Annotated in this window: 13 protein-coding genes; 3 read left to right on the forward strand and 10 right to left on the reverse strand. The window is 60.7% G+C overall.

Annotated elements, in window-relative coordinates; genetic code table 11:
* Positions 1-64: 64 nt before the first annotated feature.
* From coaBC to VJ698_RS08250, 7 genes are all read right to left on the reverse strand, one after another.
* Positions 65-1,255, reverse strand: coding sequence for a bifunctional phosphopantothenoylcysteine decarboxylase/phosphopantothenate--cysteine ligase CoaBC (gene coaBC, locus VJ698_RS08220; protein WP_324102256.1), 1,191 nt, complete (start codon positions 1,253-1,255; stop codon positions 65-67).
* 148 nt (positions 1,256-1,403) lie between these two features.
* Complete coding sequence (gene lspA / locus VJ698_RS08225; protein WP_324102257.1) at positions 1,404-1,913, reverse strand: signal peptidase II; 510 nt, start codon at positions 1,911-1,913, stop codon at positions 1,404-1,406.
* Positions 1,914-1,969: 56 nt separating this feature from the next.
* Positions 1,970-4,819 (reverse strand): isoleucine--tRNA ligase, encoded by a 2,850-nt coding sequence (gene ileS, locus VJ698_RS08230; protein WP_324102258.1) that lies wholly within the window; start codon positions 4,817-4,819, stop codon positions 1,970-1,972.
* A gap of 56 nt (positions 4,820-4,875) precedes the next feature.
* A complete protein-coding gene (locus tag VJ698_RS08235; RefSeq protein WP_324102259.1) occupies positions 4,876-5,853 on the reverse strand; it encodes a bifunctional riboflavin kinase/FAD synthetase in 978 nt (325 codons plus the stop codon).
* Between the two features lie 83 nt (positions 5,854-5,936).
* A complete protein-coding gene (locus tag VJ698_RS08240) occupies positions 5,937-6,776 on the reverse strand; it encodes a M90 family metallopeptidase (protein WP_324102260.1) in 840 nt (279 codons plus the stop codon).
* A 199-nt stretch (positions 6,777-6,975) separates the two neighbouring features.
* Positions 6,976-7,395 carry a YidB family protein gene (locus tag VJ698_RS08245; RefSeq protein ID WP_324102261.1) on the reverse strand — a complete coding sequence of 140 codons (420 nt, stop codon included), beginning with the start codon at positions 7,393-7,395 and terminating at the stop codon, positions 6,976-6,978.
* A gap of 113 nt (positions 7,396-7,508) precedes the next feature.
* Positions 7,509-8,234, reverse strand: coding sequence for a 16S rRNA (uracil(1498)-N(3))-methyltransferase (locus tag VJ698_RS08250; RefSeq protein ID WP_324102262.1), 726 nt, complete (start codon positions 8,232-8,234; stop codon positions 7,509-7,511).
* Between the two features lie 244 nt (positions 8,235-8,478).
* Here VJ698_RS08250 and tkt point away from each other — a divergent pair, with 244 nt between their 5' ends.
* The 3 genes from tkt (at position 8,479) to lepB (ending at position 12,290) form a co-directional block, all read left to right on the forward strand.
* On the forward strand, positions 8,479-10,473 hold the full coding sequence (gene tkt / locus VJ698_RS08255) for a transketolase (RefSeq protein WP_324102263.1): 1,995 nt from the start codon (positions 8,479-8,481) through the stop codon (positions 10,471-10,473).
* 33 nt (positions 10,474-10,506) lie between these two features.
* A complete protein-coding gene (gene gap, locus VJ698_RS08260) occupies positions 10,507-11,517 on the forward strand; it encodes a type I glyceraldehyde-3-phosphate dehydrogenase (protein WP_324102264.1) in 1,011 nt (336 codons plus the stop codon).
* Between the two features lie 86 nt (positions 11,518-11,603).
* Positions 11,604-12,290: a signal peptidase I gene (gene lepB / locus VJ698_RS08265; RefSeq protein WP_324102265.1), complete on the forward strand. Its 687-nt coding sequence runs from the start codon at positions 11,604-11,606 to the stop codon at positions 12,288-12,290.
* 159 nt (positions 12,291-12,449) lie between these two features.
* On the opposite strand, the gene VJ698_RS08270 is transcribed toward lepB, so the two are convergent.
* The 3 genes from VJ698_RS08270 to glnE all read right to left on the reverse strand — a co-directional run bounded on the left by VJ698_RS08270 (position 12,450) and on the right by glnE (position 18,757).
* A complete protein-coding gene (locus VJ698_RS08270) occupies positions 12,450-15,650 on the reverse strand; it encodes an EAL domain-containing protein (protein WP_324102266.1) in 3,201 nt (1,066 codons plus the stop codon).
* A gap of 39 nt (positions 15,651-15,689) precedes the next feature.
* Positions 15,690-15,884: a hypothetical protein gene (locus tag VJ698_RS08275; protein ID WP_324102267.1), complete on the reverse strand. Its 195-nt coding sequence runs from the start codon at positions 15,882-15,884 to the stop codon at positions 15,690-15,692.
* 134 nt (positions 15,885-16,018) lie between these two features.
* Entirely contained in the window at positions 16,019-18,757 is a 2,739-nt protein-coding gene (glnE, locus tag VJ698_RS08280) for a bifunctional [glutamate--ammonia ligase]-adenylyl-L-tyrosine phosphorylase/[glutamate--ammonia-ligase] adenylyltransferase (RefSeq protein WP_324102268.1), read from the reverse strand.
* Positions 18,758-18,832: the final 75 nt, after the last annotated feature.

The raw sequence follows: 18,832 nt of genomic DNA on the forward strand, positions 1-18,832 counted from the left end.
TTAGGATAAAGTGAGTCGCCCGCAATACTGGACGGGGTTACAAAAAGATACAGCGTGACACGAATCAGATGCGTACGGCGATTTCCGCAATGAGCTGGCGCGCGAGATCCTGCTTGTCGGCACGTGGCAGGCGCTTGTTCCCTTTGTCGTCGAACAGCACCAGTTCGTTTTCATCCTTGCCGAAGGTTTGATGGCCGATATTCCCGACCAGCAGCGGAACGCCCTTCTTCTTCCGCTTCTCTTCGCCGTAGCGCAGCAGGTTTTCCGACTCGGCAGCGAACCCGACGCAATACGGCTTTACGGGCAGGGCGGCGACAGCCGCGAGAATGTCCGGGTTCTGCTCGAATTCGAAGTGCGGAACATCGTCCTCGCTGGTTTTCTTCAGCTTCTGCTCGCTCGCATTCTTCACGCGCCAGTCCGCGACCGCTGCTACCGCGATGAACACGTCCTGCCCGTCGACGTGGGACAGCACAACGTCATGCATCTGCTGTGCTGTCTGCACGTTGATACGATGCACGCCATATGGCGTCGTCAATGCTGTCGGGCCCGAAATCAGGGTCACTTCCGCGCCAGCCTCGCGTGCCGCGCGAGCGATCGCATAACCCATCTTGCCGGAAGACAGATTGGTGATGCCGCGCACCGGGTCGATCGGTTCGAAGGTCGGTCCTGCGGTCAGCAGCACGTGCTTCCCGGCGAGGATCTTGCGCTGGAACGAGGCGATCACCTCTTCGAGCAATTGTTCGGGTTCCAGCATCCGCCCCATCCCGATTTCGCCGCAGGCCTGTTCACCGGCATCGGGGCCGAGGATGTTGACGCCGTCCGCCCTGAGCTGCGCCGCGTTGCGCTGGGTGGCCGCGTTTTGCCACATCTCCACGTTCATCGCCGGCGCAATCATCAGCGGCATGGTCATCGGCCGCGCCACGCACAAGGTCGAAAGCAGATCGTCGCAGGCGCCGTGCGCGAGCTTGAACATGAAATCCGCGGAACAGGGAGCGATCACGATGGCATCCGCATCGCGGCTGAGGTCGATGTGCGGCATGTTGTTGTCGACGCGCGCATCCCACTGGTCGGCGTACACCGGATGCCCCGATAACGCCTGCATGGTGACGGGCGTGATGAACTTCGTCGCTGCCTGGGTCATGACCACCTGCACGGACGCGCCTGCCTTGGTCAGCAGGCGGGTGAACTCTGCCACCTTGTAGCAGGCAATGCCGCCGGTCATGCCGAGGACGATTCTTTTGCCAGCGAGATCCATGAAGCCTCCCGTAATGTCATTGCAGAACCGGCCTGGAGTGCCGGCGTATGCCAGTCACTATGGGCGATGCCATGGCCCCGGGGCACGGCGCCCGGCCTTGCCGGCTGCGGGATTGCTAAAGCCCTGTAGTGTAGCAAAGAAGGGCGGCTTATTTCCCCACGCGCCGTAATTCGTCGAGGACGAACAGACCCGCGCCGCCGACGATGGCCATGTCCGCCACATTGAATGCCGGCCAATGCCAGGTGCCGACATAGAAATCGAGGAAGTCGATCACATGCCCGTAAACGATACGGTCAATCAGATTGCCGACGGCGCCGCCGAGGATCATCGCAAGCGCCCAGCAGAACATGCGCTGGCCCGCGTGGCGCTTGAGCAGGTACATGATGAATACCACTGCCGCGGCCGCGATGCCGGCGAATACATAGCGCTGCCATCCCGACTGGTTGGCGAGGAAGCTGAACGCCGCGCCCGTGTTATGCGCCAGGACGAGATTGAAGAAGGAGGTCACGGGCCGCGATTCGCCGAAGACGAACAGCTTGTTCATCACGACCTTGGTGATCTGGTCGATCAGGATGATGATCGCCGCAATGCCGAGCCATGGCGTGAGGCTGCTGCTCGGGCGTGCGGAAAGACTCTTGAAACTCTTTTGTTTTGCCATAGTGACTCAGTTGAATGGCATTCCTGCGCTTGCGCGGCGCAGGAATGCACAGTGGCTCAAGCGAACGTTCGCGTTTCGCCGCTGCCGAACAGGTTGCTGACGCAGCGTCCGCAAAGACCGGGATGCTCCGGATGCGATCCGACGTCGGCGCGGTAGTGCCAGCAGCGCTCGCACTTCTGGTTCGTCGACGGCGTAACGATCACCGCTTCCTCGGCTTCGCTGGCGACCTTGGTCACCTTTGCCTGCGAAGTGATGAAGACGAACTTCAGGTCGTCGTCCAGGCTGTTGAGCAGAGCATACTTGTCACCGCTCGCCTTGATTTCCACTTCCGCCTGCAGCGACGAACCGATACCGCCGGCAACGCGCACTTCTTCCAGTTGCTTGGTCACATTCGCGCGCAGTTCGCGCAGCACACCGAACTTGCCCAGCAAGCTTTCCGCGCCGGCGACCTCGGGCAGCGCGTAGTAGACCTGCGTGAAGATCGTCTCGCCGCTTTCCTCGTAGACTTGTTTGCCCGCGAAGACAGCCCATGCCTCTTCCGCGGTGAAAGAGAGCATAGGCGCCATGACGCGCAGCAACGCCTGGGTGATGTGCCAGATCGCGGTCTGCGCGGAGCGGCGAGCCTTCGACGTTGTGCCGCAGGTATAGAGGCGATCCTTCAGGATGTCGAGATAGAAGCCGCCGAGGTCTTCCGAGCAGTACATCTGCAGCTTGGCGACGACCGGGTGGAATTCATAGACCTCGAAATGCTGCAGGATCTCGGCCTGCAGCTGCGCCATGCGGGCGATCGCGTAACGGTCGATCTCGACCAGTTCGTCGAGCGGAACGGCATCCGTCTTCGGATCGAAGTCCGAAGTGTTTGCCAGCAGGAAGCGCAGCGTGTTGCGGATGCGGCGATAGGCTTCCACCACGCGCTTGAGGATCTCGTCGGAGATCGACAGTTCGCCGGAGTAGTCGGTCGATGCCACCCACAGTCGCAGGATTTCTGCGCCCAGCGTGTCAGACACCTTTTGCGGTGCCACGACGTTGCCCTTCGACTTGGACATCTTCTTGCCTTCGCCGTCCACCACGAAGCCATGCGTGAGCAGTGCCTTGTAGGGCGGGCATCCGTTGAGCATGGACGAGGTCAGCAGCGAGGAATGGAACCAGCCGCGATGCTGGTCCGAGCCTTCCAGGTAGAGGTCCGCGGGGAAGTGCGATTCCGCCGCATGCGAGCCGCGCAAGACCGTTTGGTGCGTGGAGCCGGAGTCGAACCAGACGTCGAGCGTGTCCTTGTTCTTTACATACGTCTCTGCATCTGCACCCAGCAGATCCTTGGGGTCGAGCGCCTGCCAGGCTTCAATGCCGTCCTTCTCCACCAGCTTCGCCACCGCTTCGAGCAGCTCAGGCGTGCGCGGATGCAGTTCGCCGGTTTCCTTGTGTACGAAGAAGGCCATCGGCACACCCCACTGGCGCTGACGCGACAGCGTCCAGTCGGGGCGATTGGCGATCATGCCGTGCAGGCGCGCCTTGCCCCAGCCCGGGTAGAACGCGGTGGCTTCGATGCCGGCGAGCGCGGTTTCGCGCAGTGTCGGGCCATTGTCCTTCGGCGTCACGTCCATGCCGGCAAACCATTGCGAGGTGGCGCGATAGATGATCGGGGTCTTATGGCGCCAGCAGTGCATGTAGCTGTGTTCGAACATCACAAGCTTGAACAGCGAGCCCACTTCATCCAGTTTTTCGCAGATCGGCTTGGATGCTTCCCAGATGGTCAGGCCGCCGAAGAAGGGCAGCCAGGAAGCATACTTGCCGTCGCCCATCACCGGCTTGAGGATTTCCTCGTCGGTCATGCCGTGCGCCTTGCAGGACTGGAAGTCGTCCAGGCCGTAGGCCGGTGCGGAGTGCACGATGCCGGTGCCGGTGTCGAGCGTGACATAGTCGCTGACATAGATCGGCGAGAAGCGATCATAGCCCCTGTCCGCATTGGCAAAGGGATGCCTGAACTTCAGCATCGAGAGCGCTTCGCCAGGCGCGGTCGCGATGATCTTGCCCTCCAGCCCGTAGCGTTCCAGGCAGGCAGTCACGAGTTCCACCGCGAGCAGCAGCAGGATGGATTCGCCCTTGCGCTCGGTCTGCACCAGCGCGTAGCGATGGTCCGGATGCACGTTCAGCGCCTGGTTGGCGGGAATGGTCCACGGTGTGGTGGTCCAGATCACCGCATAACCCTTGTCGGTCGGCAGCTTGTCCAGACCGAAGGCATGCGCGATTTTGTCGGGTTCTGCAAAGGGGAAGCCGACGTCGATCGCCGGGTCGCGCTTGTCCTGGTATTCGACCTCTGCTTCCGCCAGCGCAGAGCCGCAGTCGAAGCACCAGTTCACCGGCTTCAGGCCGCGATAGACATAGCCTTTCTCGAGGATCTTGCCGAGCACGCGAATCTCGTCGGCTTCATTCCTGAAATCCATCGTCTTGTACGGACGATCCCACTGGCCGAGCACGCCGAGGCGGATGAAGTCCTTCTTCTGGCGCTCGATCTGCTCGGATGCATAGGCGCGAGACTTGGCGAGCACTTCGGCGGTCGGCAGGTGCTTGCCGTACTGTTTTTCGATCTGGATTTCGATCGGCATGCCATGGCAGTCCCAGCCCGGCACGTATTGCGCGTCGAAACCCGCCATGTTGCGTGCCTTGACGATCATGTCCTTCAGGACCTTGTTGACCGCGTGACCGATGTGGATGTCGCCGTTTGCATACGGCGGACCGTCATGCAGGATGAACTTCGGCCGGCCGGCCGAGGCCTTGCGGATGCGTTCATAGATCTTCTTGTCCTGCCATTCCTTTACCCACTTCGGCTCGCGCTTGGCGAGGTCGCCGCGCATCGGGAAAGCTGTTTCGGTGAGGTTGACCGGATACTTGTTTTTTTGCTCTGACATGATGGTTTCAATCGTAAAAATTCGGTGGATCAAACAGGACGGCGCATGTTCGATCGTCAAATTCGGTCGGTGGCGGAAACGGCATGCGCCTGGCGTTCCTTGAAGAAGTCGCGGGCCTGCTGCGCGTCACGTTCGATGGCGGCGGTAAGCGTCGGCAGGTCGACATACTTTTCTTCATCGCGCAGTTTCTTGAGAAAATCGATGTGCACCACCTTGCCGTAGCATGGTTCGGCAAAGTCGAATACATAGGTCTCCAGCAGCACGCGGCCGCTGTCTTCCACGGTCGGCCGCACCCCGAGGCTGGCAACACCGGGCAAGGGCTTGTCGGCCAGGCCGCGCACCTCGACCACGAAGATGCCGGAGAGCGCAGGGCGCTTGTGTGCGATGCGCAGGTTCAGGGTGGGAAAGCCGATGGTGCGTCCCAGTTTCTTGCCATGGATGACGTGGCCGGAAATCGAATAAGGGTGACCGAGCAAGCGTTCGGTCAGCGTGAAATCGCTGCTGCCGAGCGCGGAGCGCACCGCGGAGGAGGAAATGCGGGTGCCGCCGTTGGTGACGGTCGGCAGTGCTTCGACGTGAAAGCCGAACTTTTTTCCGGCTTCCATCAGCATCGCGACATTGCCCGCGCGTTTTGCGCCGAAGCAGAAGTCTTCACCCACCATCAGCCATTTCACGTGCAATCCCTGCACCAGGACTTTTTCGATGAAGTCCTGTGGCGTCATTCCTGCGAAATGGGCGCTGAAATGCTCGACGATCACGCGGTCGATGCCTGCGTTGGACAGTGCCTGCAGTTTATCCCGCAGGTTGGCGATGCGCGCCGGCGCCTTGGAAATGTCGCCAGCGAGATGCGCAAAGAATTCGCGCGGGTGCGGTTCGAAGGTCATCACCGCTGCTTCGACCTTGAGCCTGGTCGCCGCCTCGCGCACGCGCGCCAGGAGTGCCTGATGGCCGCGATGTACACCGTCGAAGTTGCCGATGGTCAGCGCACAGGGCGCGCGCGACGCAGCATTGGGAAGTCCGCGAAATACCTTCATGCAGGTCAGTCTAAAGAAGCCGTCGAAAAACCTACGATTATAAGCGCTTTCCAGCGGTTTTCTTTCGTGCAAGGCCTCGATATTCAGGCCTGGAGCGGATCCTGCCGATAATAAGCTGCCAACAGCCGATAGATCTCGGGATAGTCTTCCGCCAGAGGTTGCGGCAGGACAAAAAATGCTTCGGATGCAACGGCAAAAAATTCTGCCGGATGCCGCGCCGCGTAGGGGTCAACAGGCAACTCCGCGAACAATTCATCGTACATGGCCGCATCAGCTTCCCTGGCGTCGTCGAAATCTTCCGGCAGCCGCGCCTCCAGCTCGTCGACGCGGCGCACGAAGTCGGCAAAAGCCTCGGAAAATGCCTGTTGCCAGATGCGTGGATCAATGCCCTGGTGATAGGCGGCAAGAAAGGGCGGGCAGCCATTCGCGTGGCCGTCGCCCATGTCGATCTTGTGCGCGAATTCATGGATGACGACGTTGTAGCCCGGCGCACCATGCTGCTGCACGTCCTCCCACGAGAGGACCACAGCACCGCCTACATCAATTGCTTCGCCGGTTGCCGGCTCATGCCATTCATGCACGACGCCCGCTTCGTCCAGTTCACTCTGCGGAATTACGAAGGCTGCGGGATAAACGATGATCCCGGCCATGTCGGCGTACAGGTCGAGCGTGAGATTGAGTACAGGCAAGGCAGCCTGCACGGCGATCATGACGGCGACCTCGTTGGTCAGATCAAATCTCGCAGCGCCAGTAAATGTTTTTCTTGCAAGCAGCGCTTCGGTTAGGGATTTCAAGCGCTCAAGGTCCTGCGGCGGCAGGCGTTGCAAGAAAGGAAGGCTCAAGACGGAATCCTGCCAGAGCCGATCCGGAATGCGCGGGTAGTCGCGGTGGAAAAGTTGACGGAGCCATTGCATGGCAACCATTGTCGCGGAAATCGCCCTGCCGCGACAACGGGTATGCGCTTAGGGCCTGTCCAGGAATAAATTGCACATTTTTCTCGGCCATGACGGGCGCACCGCGGCGATGTTCGCTGCTTGCAGTGCCCGCACTGCAAGCAGCGAACGCCTTGCATTGCATCCGGCCACGCCCGGCAAAATGCACAATTTATTCCCAAACACGCCCTTACTGGAAGCGTCCGAGGAAATGGTCCAGCAGGGCGCTCATGTTGCCCAGTCCACCGGGAGGAACATGGCCCGCAGGAGTCAGCTTATCGACCAGGTCCGGCAGCATCTGGCTCAGCCGGTTCGCGGCCTCATCTTCCGGTAGGCCGGTTTCTTCCGATATCTGCTGAAGCTGCCCTTCGTCGAGCACTTGGTGCAGTTGCTCAGGCGTGATCGGCACGTTGGTTCCGGATCCGATCCACGACGATATGACGTTGCCCAGGCCGGCTTCCTGGAATCGCTCCATCAAGCCATGCAAGCCACCGGCCTGGCCATTGTCTGCGAGTAATGCGAGGGCTGCCTGCAGCAGGCGTGTTTTTGAATCCATCATCGGAAGATGGTTATCGCCGAGCATGTCGAAAGCTTTATCCAGAATACCCATGGTGCCTCTCCGCTTGAATGGATAAAGCTGTCACCATAGAAGAGATGGCCGGTTTGCGGGCGGGAATCGAAGCCTTGTTTGATTTCGGCTTAAATGCGCTCAGATTTATGCGCTCAGATTTCGCTCCACACGGCGTTCAAGGCCGCGAGCGCTGCCAACCCGGCAGTCTCGGTGCGCAGCACGCGCGCGCCCATCGACAGCGGCAGCACGCCCTGTGCGATCGCCGCGGCTTCTTCCTCGTCCGTAAATCCGCCTTCCGGCCCGATCAGCAAAGTCACCGCCTGCGGGGGATGATGCCGCGCCCAGTCGGAGAGCGACTGCTCGCCGCGCGGCGACAGGAGGATGCGGCGATGCAGGTTCTGCTGGCGGATCCATTCGTCGAACTCGACGGGTTCGCACAGGCTGGCCAGACGGTTCCGGCCGCACTGTTCGGATGCCGAGACGATGATGCCTTCCCAGTGCTCCTTTTTCTTCGCCGCGCGCTCCGCGGACAGACGTACTACGCAGCGACGTGCGGCCAGCGGCTGGATGGCGGCGGCACCGAGTTCCACCGCCTTCTCGATGATCCAGTCCATTTTCGATCCCTCCGGCAGGGCTTGCGCGAGGGTGATCGCATAGGGCAATTCGACGTCACGCGGCGAAAACGTCTTCACTTCCGCGCTGGCGCGCTTCCTGTCCGGCGCGGACAGTGTTGCGACATATTCGCCGCCGTCGCCATTGAACAGCGTAATGGTGTCGCCGGCGGCGAGGCGCAGCACATGGATGTGGTGCGAGACATGCTCCGGCAGGGTGACGATGGCGCCGACCGTGAGCGGGAATGGGCAGAAAAATCGCGGCATGGAGTTTATGGGCGGGCGTCAGGATGGTCTGTTTCAAAAACAGCAACGGTTCCGCAGGCAGGACGTTTTTCCTGAAGCGGCGCATGCGGCGAGCGGTGAATTGACATGTCGTCCATGTTGGCAAGAGTCGATCCCCGATTTTAAATCCGGACGGTTCAGTCTGGTAAAATACTGGGCTTTGCACCCTCTGGTTCCACGCAGGGCCGGAGTCAGCACCAAGACCCGCCACACACTCTGATTTGACATGACTTCCTCTCTCCCGACCGACAAGATGGCCAATGCGATCCGCGCGCTGGCAATGGATGCAGTACAGAAGGCAAACTCGGGCCACCCCGGCATGCCGATGGGCATGGCAGAAATCGCAGTCGCACTTTGGGCGAAGCATTATCGGCACAATCCGGCCAATCCGCACTGGATCAACCGCGACCGTTTCGTGGTTTCCAACGGCCACGGCTCCATGCTGCATTACGCGCTGCTGCACCTGACCGGTTACGACCTGCCGATGGAGGAACTCAAGAATTTCCGCCAGCTGCATTCGAAGACAGCCGGCCATCCGGAAGTTCATGTCACACCGGGCGTCGAAACGACCACCGGCCCGCTTGGACAGGGCCTGACCAACGCCGTCGGCATGGCGCTCGCAGAACGCCTGCTCGCCGCCGAATTCAACAAGCCCGGCTTCGACCTCATCGACCACCACACCTATGTCTTCGTCGGCGACGGCTGCCTGATGGAAGGCATTTCGCATGAAGCCTGCTCGCTGGCCGGAGCGCTGCGCCTGAACAAGCTGGTCGTGCTGTACGACGACAACGGCATCTCGATCGACGGCCACGTGGAGGGCTGGTTCATCGACGACACCCCGAAGCGTTTCGAAGCCTACAACTGGAACGTGATCCGCAACGTCGACGGTCATGATGTCGCCGCCGTGGACGCGGCCATTGCCGCAGCGAAGAAATCCGACAAGCCGACCCTGATCTGCTGCAAGACCGTCATCGGCAAGGGCAGCCCGAACAAGGCCGGCACGCATGACGTGCATGGCGCGGCATTGGGCGACAAGGAAATCACCGCCACGCGCGAATCCATCGGCTGGAACTATCCGCCGTTCGAAATCCCGGCGGATGTCTATACGGCATGGGACGCCAAGGCTTCCGGCGGCAAGTTCGAAGGCGAATGGGATGCCCTGTTCAAGGCTTACGACGAACGTCATCCGCAGGAAGCGGGCGAGTTGCTGCGCCGCATGAAGGGTGAACTGCCGGGCAAGCTGAACGACGTCATCGACGCCTATGTTGCTAGCTGCATCGAGAAGAAGGAAAACATTGCAACCCGCAAGGCCAGCCAGAATGCGATCCAGGCACTGGCACCGGCGCTGCCGGAGTTCCTCGGCGGTTCGGCCGACCTGACCGGCTCGAACCTGACCAACTGGAAAGAATGCGTGGCGGTGCGCGCTAACCAGGCGGGCAACCACATCAACTACGGTGTGCGCGAGTTCGGCATGAGCGCCGTCATGAACGGTATCGCCTTGCACGGCGGCTACATCCCGTTCGGCGGTACCTTCCTGACCTTCTCCGACTACAGCCGCAATGCCCTGCGCATGGCTGCGCTGATGAAGATCCGCACGATTTTCGTGTTCACGCATGACTCGATCGGCCTCGGTGAAGACGGCCCGACCCATCAGTCCATTGAACATGTGTCCAGTCTGCGCCTGATCCCGAACCTGGAGAACTGGCGTCCCTGCGACACGGTCGAATCTGCAATCGCCTGGAAGCATGCTGTTGCGCGCCGTCACGGCCCGACCACGCTGATCTTCTCGCGTCAGAACCTGCCTTTCATGGACCGTACGCCGGAGCAGGTCCTCGCGATCAACCGCGGTGGCTACGTGCTGCGTGATGCGGCCGATGCCAAGGCCGTGCTGATCGCAACGGGTTCGGAAGTCGAGCTGGCGATGAAGGCCGCGGACGAACTGGCGAAGCAGGGCACCCAGGTGCGCGTGGTTTCCATGCCGTGCACCGACTTGTTCGATCGCCAGGAAGCCGCTTACAAGCAAAGTGTCCTGCCCAAGGGGCTACCGCGCGTTGCAATCGAAGCGGGCGTCACGGATTTTTGGTACAAGTACGTCGGTCTGGAAGGTGCGGTCGTAGGTATCGACACCTTCGGCGAATCTGCCCCGGCGGGCGTGCTGTTCAAGCACTTCGGCTTCACGACCGAGAATGTGGTCGCCAAAGTGAAATCGGTTCTGGTCTAAACGCAATTCGGATTACAACTCAGGAGAAAAACCATGACTATTCGCGTCGCAATCAACGGCTACGGCCGCATCGGCCGCAACATCCTTCGTGCACATTACGAAGGCGGCAAGAAGAACGATATCCAGATCGTTGCGATCAACGACCTCGGCAATGCGCAGCACAACGCGCACCTGACCCGTTATGACACCGCGCACGGCAAGTTCCCGGGCACCGTTGAAGTCGACGGCGAATTCATGATCGTCAACGGCGACAAGATCAAGGTCTTTGCGCAGCGCGATCCGGCACAGATTCCGTGGGGCGAGCTGAACGTCGACGTCGTGCTCGAGTGCACCGGTTTCTTCACCACGAAGGAAAAGGCGTCCGCACACCTGAAGGGCGGCGCCAAGAAGGTCATCATCTCCGCACCGGGCGGCAAGGACGTGGACGCGACCATCGTGTTCGGCGTCAACCAGAACGTGCTGAAGGCATCCGACACCGTCATTTCCAACGCCTCCTGCACCACCAACTGCCTGGCGCCGCTGGTCAAGCCGCTGCATGACAAGATCGGCGTGGTCAACGGTCTGATGACCACGGTGCACGCTTACACCAACGACCAAGTGCTGACCGACGTGATGCACGAAGACCTGCGCCGCGCCCGTTCGGCAACGATGTCGATGATCCCGACCAAGACCGGCGCCGCTGCTGCTGTTGGCCTGGTGCTGCCCGAACTGAACGGCAAGCTGGACGGCTACGCCATCCGCGTTCCGACCATCAATGTGTCCATCGTCGACCTGTCCTTTATTGCCGCCCGCGACACGACGGTCGATGAAATCAACGCCGTCATGAAGGACGCCGCCAATGGCGCGCTGAAGGGTATCCTGACCTACAACACCGAACCGCTGGTGTCGGTCGACTTCAACCACAATCCGGCTTCGAGCAACTTCGACGCGACTCTGACCAAGGTCTCCGGCCGCCTGGTGAAAGTCTCGTCCTGGTATGACAACGAGTGGGGCTTCTCCAACCGCATGCTCGATACGACCGTGGCACTGATGACCGCGAAGTAATCTGGCTTCTTCAGGCAAGCAAGAGCGCCCCGCATGTCGGGGCGTTTTTGTTATATTTCCCTTTTCACCGGCACTGGATGAAGGGTATGACGATGACGCGCATCAAGAAGTTGCTTAGAGAAAACAAAGGTTTTCTGTTCTTCCTGTTCGGCATGGTGCTGGTGCGCAGCGCGGTTGCCGATTGGTATGGTGTGCCTTCCGGCTCCATGTATCCCACGCTGATGATCGGCGATCGCATCATCGCTGACCGCCTCGCCTACGACGTCAAGATCCCTTTCACCGACGTGATCGTCAAGCACATCGCCGATCCGAAGCGCGGCGACATCGTCACCTTCAGCTCACCGGAGGACGGCATCCGTCTCGTCAAGCGCATCATCGGCCTGCCTGGAGATATCGTCGAGATGCGTGGCGAGGAATTGATCATCAACGGTGAGCCAGCATCCTATGCCGCGGCCGACGCCGCATTCGCCACCCAGCTGAGTCCGGATTATGCCGGCCGGCAGCTCGTGCTTAACGAAAAGCTCCCCGGTATCCAGCACCCGATCATCGTCATGCCCGAGAGATTCGCGGCGCGCTCGTTCGGGCCGGTGACCGTGCCGCCCGGCCAATACCTCATGCTGGGCGACAACCGTGACGCCAGCAAGGATTCCCGCTACATTGGCTTCGTCAAGCGCGAGCTGATCACCGGCCAGGTGAAGCGCGTGGCATTCTCCGTCGATACCGGCCATTTCTATCTTCCGCGCAGCGATCGTTTCGGCACTTCGCTGCAGTAGGGATTTTTGTCCACGGAAAACACGGAAGGCACGGAAAAGAAGAACACTGTGTTTCAACGGAATAGTTCACTTGGGTCGATGACTACGCCGGCCAAGTGCGCTACATAGGAAAATCCAAACACTATCCTTTTCCGTGCCTTCCGTGTTTTCCGTGGACCCCTACCATTTCGGCCATGCAGCAATCAGCGCTTCCGCGCTGGTGGCATCAAGCGGGCCGGCGAAATAGTATCCCTGGCCGAACTCGACCTTGAGTTCGCGCAGCTTGGCCAGTTGCGCGGCGGTTTCGACACCTTCCGCGATCAGGTCCATGCCCAGTGTGTGCGCCAGCGTGACGATGGCATGGATCACGTCGATGTCGCGGCTGCCGGTGTCCAGCCGTCGCACGAAGGAGGCATCGATCTTGAGCGTGTTGACGGGGAAACGATGCAGGTAGGACAGCGAAGAATAGCCGGTGCCGAAGTCGTCCATCAGCAGCTTGATGCCCTTGCCGCGCAGCTTGACGAGCACCGCCGCAGCTTCTTCCGCATGCTCCATGATCACGGTTTCCGTCACTTCCAGCTTCAGGCTCTGCGTATCGAGTGAAGTTTCGGTCAGAACCTCTTCGATCTGCTCCATCAGATTGGCCTGCGCAAACTGGCGGCCGGAGAGGTTGACGCTCATCTGCATCGGCGGCAGGTCGGGGAACCTGATCTGCCATGCCCGCATCTGCCGGCAGGCTTCGACCAGCACCCAGCGCCCGATATGCACGATCAGGCCGGTTTCTTCCGTCAATGGAATGAATTCATTCGGCAGCACCAGCGTGCCGTCGGGCCGGCGCATGCGCACCAGGGCTTCGAAGCCGGATAGCCGGCCGGTGTCCAGCGAGACGATCGGCTGGTAGTGCAGGACGAATTCCTGCCCCTTCACCACCGCCTGGCGCAGCCGCGTTTCCATGTCGAGCAAGGCTACCACGCGCGTGCGCATGCCGGATTCGAACACCTCGCAGCACGCGCCGCCGCGATGCACGGCGAGGTGGTTGGCAGTGGCCGCATCGCGCAGGATATCGGACGGATCGGCATAGGACGGCTTGCTCAGGGCAACGCCGATGCTTGCCGTGGTATAGACCTCGTGGTCTTCCAGCTGGTAGGCATTGGTCAGCGTGCTTTGCAGTTGGTCGGCGAAGCGGCGGGCCTCGTTTCCATCCTTGACACCGTTAAGCAGGAGCGCGAATTCATCGCCGCCAAGATGCGCTACCGTCTCTCCGATACGCAGGCTCGCTTTCAGCCGCAGGCCCACATTGATCAGCAACTGGTCACCGACTCCGCGCCCGAGGCTATTGGTGATGATCCGGAAACGGTCCAGGCTGAGGATCATCAGCGCAAAGCTGAAGTTGTTGCGCAGACGCGCCTGCTTCATGGCGTCCTCGATGCGCTCGAGCATCAACGCGCGGTTGGGCAATCCGGTCAGGCTGTCATACAAAGGCTCTTCTTCGATCACAGATTCGATCATGGCGCGTGCCGAAGCGGCGCCGATCACGCCGGCCAGTTGTGCTTCCGACATGCTCACCAGGTCGGCATCGGCTTCGCGCGGCCAGTCGAGCCCCTGTTGTTTTGCATAATTGCTGAAGGTCGCCACCGCGCGCGTCGAGCCGAGGAAGCGGGACAGCAATGCCTGCAGCTCGGGCAGCGAACCCTTGGTGCGCAGGATGCGTTCCGGCGTGCTGCGCTCATGCTTGAAGACATCGACGAATAGCGCTGCCTGCGTCCGCTCAAGCGCTGACTGGCCGGTCGTCACTGACACGCCAATGAATGCGCCGATGTTGGCGGCCATGCTCCAGACCATGGAATGCGTGATTTCGTCCAGCCCCGCCAGCCCGAACAATTGCAGGGGGCGCAAGAAGTCGATGCCGAACGGCCCGTGCTCCAGCAGTGTTATTGGCATCAGCCCGGAGCGTGCCAGCGCCGGCACCATGAGGGTATAGATCCAGACCGCAAAGCCCGCGCTCAGGCCGGCCAGCGCGCCCCGGCGCGTCGCGCCTTTCCAGTAAATGCCACCCAACACTGCCGGGGCAAGCTGCGCTACGGCGGAGAAGGAAATCAGTCCGATCGACGACAGGGTATAAGGCTCGCTCGCCCATCGATAGTAGGCGTAGCCAAGCAGCATGCCGAGCATGATGGTGACGCGCCTGATGAGCAACACCAGCCGTGATACGTCATTGCTTTCCGTCAGCTTCAGGCGCTTGATGCGCAGCAGCACCGGCATGACCAGATCGTTGCAGACCATTGTGGAGAGCGCAATGCTTTCCACAATCACCATCCCGGTTGCAGCGGAAAAACCACCGATGAATACCAGCAGGGCGAGGCCAAGCTGGTTCACCGACATCGGCAGCGTCAGCACAAAGGTGTCCGGATCGACGCCGGCATTCTGAAAATGCAGCATGCCGCCGAAGGTGATTGGCAACACGAAGATATTGAACAGCAGCAGGTACAGCGGCAGCAGCCAGATCGCCTTGTTCAGGTGCGATTCGTCGACGTTCTCGACCACGGCAACCTGGAATTGGCGCGGCAGGAAGATGATGGCCAGCATCGACAGGAATGCAACCGAGAACAGGGAAGCCCAGCTGTGGTACACATCCTCGCTGGCGCCGCCGATGACGAATACCGAGCGCGCCTGCGGCAGTTGCGCTGCCCTGGTGAAGACATCGCCGAAGCCATCGTAAATTCCGTAGGTCACGAAAAGGCCAACGCACAGGAACGCGGCGAGCTTCACGACTGACTCGAATGCGATGGCAGCGACCATGCCTTCGTGGCGTTCGGCGGCATCGAGATGGCGCGCGCCGAACAGGATGGTGAAGGCGCCCAGCAGCAATGCGACGTAGAAAGCAGTATCCATGAGCACGGGCGGATTTTCGATTTGCGCCCGGATAAGGTCGGGATAGTGCAGCAGGACGTTGAAGCTGGAGGAAATCGCCTTTAACTGCAAGGACATGTAGGGCGTGACGCCGACCACGGCGATGGTGGCGACCAGCCCGGCCAGCAGCGCGCTTTTGCCGTAGCGGGAAGACACGAAGTCGGCCAGCGACGTGATGTGATTGTCTTTCGCAATGCGGATGACCTTGCGCAGCACGATCCACCACAGCGTTGCCATCACCGTCGGGCCAAGGTACACCGGCAGGAAGCCGATGCCGCTGCTGGCGGCGCGCCCGACACTGCCATAGAAAGTCCAGGCGGTGGCATACACCGCCATCGACAAGGCATAGACATAGGGATTCGCAATAATGCTCTGGCCCCGGGCGGAGGCCCTGTCACCGTAATAGGCAATCGCGAACAGCACCCCGAGGTAGGAAAAAGCAGCGAGTGCGATCAGCCAGCCGGGCAGCATTGAAAGTATGTTTGAGGAAGTGTGTATTCGCGCGTCGGTTTACTTCTTTTCCACGACGAAGGCGAGCAGAGCCACCAGCAATGCCCAGGCTGCGAATACATAAAGATACAGAAGCGGAATTCCAGCCACTGTGGTGGGACGGTTAAAGAGGGCGAGCAGCGGGAAATTGAAGAGTGCATTTCCCAATAGAAACAACGCCGCAAGTCGCTGACCCTTGATGTTTGACTTGATCATGCAAATCTCCATGGCAGCCTGCCGCCATGCCTGCGCACGACGAAGTGCTTAAATCACTGTTCCAAACAATACTAATTTATAGCGAGATCGCAAAGAGCGCCACTGCATGCATCATAGAAACATTGCGCTTCGCGTCAGGTCTCGCTTCCCAGCATGGAAGACCACAGGCGCCTGACCTGCGCTGCTTCCTGCGCCACACGTTCGGTTTCCACCCGCGCGCGGTCGCTTCCCTGCAAACGGATCTGGTGCTGGAGCTTGCGGAAGCTACGGTAGGCATTCGCCACGTTCAGCGCCATGTCCTTGTCGACCAGACCCAGTTCTCCACAGAGCTTGAGCAGCGCGATATTGCCGATGTCGGCGGTCAGCTGCGGAAATTGCGCGGCATGGCGCAGTACCAGGTACTGCACGATGAACTCGATGTCGATCATGCCGCCGGCATCATGCTTGATGTCGAACAGCGGGGAACGGTTCGGATGCGCATCATGCATTTTCTTGCGCATGTCCAGCACTTCCTTGCGCAGCTCCGCGTCATCGCGCGGCTGACGCAGGACCTTCTCACGAATCTCTTCGAAGCGCGCGCCGATTGCTGCATCGCCAGCGCAGAAGCGTGCGCGCGTCAATGCCTGGTGTTCCCACACCCAGGCCGATTCGGCCTGGTATTTCTCGAACGCCGCAAGACGTGACACGAGCAGCCCGCTGGCGCCGTCCGGGCGCAGCGCGATATCGATGTCGAACAGGATCCCCGCCGGCGTATGGGTGGTCATCCAAGTAATGAAGCGCTGCGCCAGTTTTGCGTACAGCGCGGGAGCTTCCTGGTCGTCATCGTCGAACAGGAAGATGACGTCCAGGTCCGAGGCATAGCCGAGTTCCTTGCCGCCCAGCTTGCCGTAGGCGATGACGGCGAATCTCGGGTCCTCGCGATGACGGTTATGGATCGTCTTCCACACTGCCATGACCGTCGCGCCGACCAGGATGTCGGCCAGCGCGGAAAGATGGTCGGCCAGGCGTTCCACCGTCAGGTCGCCTTCCAGGTCCTGCGCCAGCAGGCGGAATAGTTGCGCATGGTGCAGGTCGCGCAGCACGTTCATCTGGTGTTCGGTGTCGCCCTCGCTGGCGTCGAGCTGGCGCCGCACCTCCTGCCCGAAGGCAGTCCAGTCCGGCGCAGCCTTCAGCGTGCGGTCCTCCAGCAATTCATCCAGCAGGATGGGGTGGCGCGTCAGGTACTTGGCTGCCCAGTCGCTTGCACTCATCATGCGGATCACGCGTTCCAGCGTGTGCGGATATTCGGTGAGCAGGGCCAGATAGGCGGCGCGGCGCGCGATCGCCTCGAAGAAGTCGAGCAGGCGGCCGAGCGTGGCGCTGCGGGCATTCGTTGTAGCCGCGATGATCGGCAGCGCGGAATTGATCAGCGCCATCAGCTTGCCGCGACTGGCTTCCGGCAGCGACTGGAGCTTGGGCGACTGACAAGTGAGCAGCAGGCGTTGCGCCGCGGCCGGGACCTCGTCGAAATGCAGGGCCGCAAGGCGTGCTTCGATGACATCCCGGCTGTCGGCGTCGCTCAGCATGACATGCGCTTCTGCTTGCGCCTCGTTCGTGCCGCCTTGCGCCTGTTGTCCACCGCGCTTGTCGGCGAAGATGGCGTCGAATTGCGCTGCGACGATCGCGCGATGCGCGTCGAGCTCTTCGAGCAGGGATTCCACATCCGTGAAGCCCATCATCCTGGCAATGGTTAGGCGGTCGTCCGGATTGGATGGAAGGGAGTGGGTCTGGGCATCGTCCAGGTATTGCAGGCGATGTTCGAGGTTGCGCAGGAAGGTGTATGCCTGCAGCAGCTGGTCCACTTCCTCCGGTGTCAGCAGGCCCTTCGCTGCCAACGTTGCAAGGGTCGTTCGCGTGGAGCGGTCGCGCAAAGAGGCATCGCGCCCGCCACGGATCAACTGGAAAACCTGCGCCAGGAATTCGACCTCGCGGATACCGCCGCGTCCCAGCTTGACGTTGTTGCTGCGCCCCGGGTGGCGCGCTTCCTGGCGCTTGACCTCCGCGCGGATCTGCGCGTGCATGTTGCGCAAGGCCTCGATCGCGCCGAAGTCGAGGTAGCGGCGGTAGATGAAAGGCCGAGCAATCTGTTCCAGCGCGGCGATGTCGGCCGGGCGGCCCGTCAGCGCGCGCGCCTTCACCCACGCATAGCGTTCCCACTCCCGGCCTTGCACGACGAGGTAGTCCTCTACCATGCCGAAGCTGGCGGCGAGCGGACCGGATGCGCCATTGGGACGCAAGGCCATGTCGACGCGGAAGCTGAAACCGTCTTCCGTGATCTCCGACAGTGCACCGATCAGTTTCTTGCCGAGCCGAGTAAAGAATTCATGATTTGATAACGATCTTTGTTCCGGCGAGGTCGTGCGTGTTTCACCATTTTCCGGATAGACGAAGATCAGGTCGATATCGGAAGAGACATTCAGCTCGCGGCCGCCCAGTTTTCCCATGCCGAGCACGATCATTTCCTGCTGCTCGCCCGATTCATTGCCGATCGGTGTGCCGTGCGCTTCGATCATTTCGGCCGTCAGCGCGGTGAGATGGGTCTGCACCGCGAACTCTGCGAAGCTGCTGATGGTCTCCATTACTTCGGCCAGGTCCGCCCGTCCGCCCAGATCGCGCTCGATCAATGTGGCGACGACAAGATTGCGTACGCGGCGCACCGCGCGCTGCAAAGGCATGCCGGCTGCTGTTTCTTTTTGTAAAAGCTGAGCAAAAATCGCAGGGGTAATAGATAATTGTGCAAGATCCGCAACCATGCCCGCTCGGGCGGGATCGGCGTTCAGCCAACGTGCGTAGAACCGGGATGCGACGGCGCTGGTCAAAAAAGATTGGGTCACAATATTGGGGGATGAAATTGGAAGTCGTATGCTTTGCACATGAATACCTGGCCGTTTGATCAGGATGGCCATTCC

The organism is Noviherbaspirillum sp., from assembly GCF_035254685.1.
In the GTDB taxonomy this organism is placed as follows: Bacteria; Pseudomonadota; Gammaproteobacteria; order Burkholderiales; family Burkholderiaceae_D; genus Noviherbaspirillum.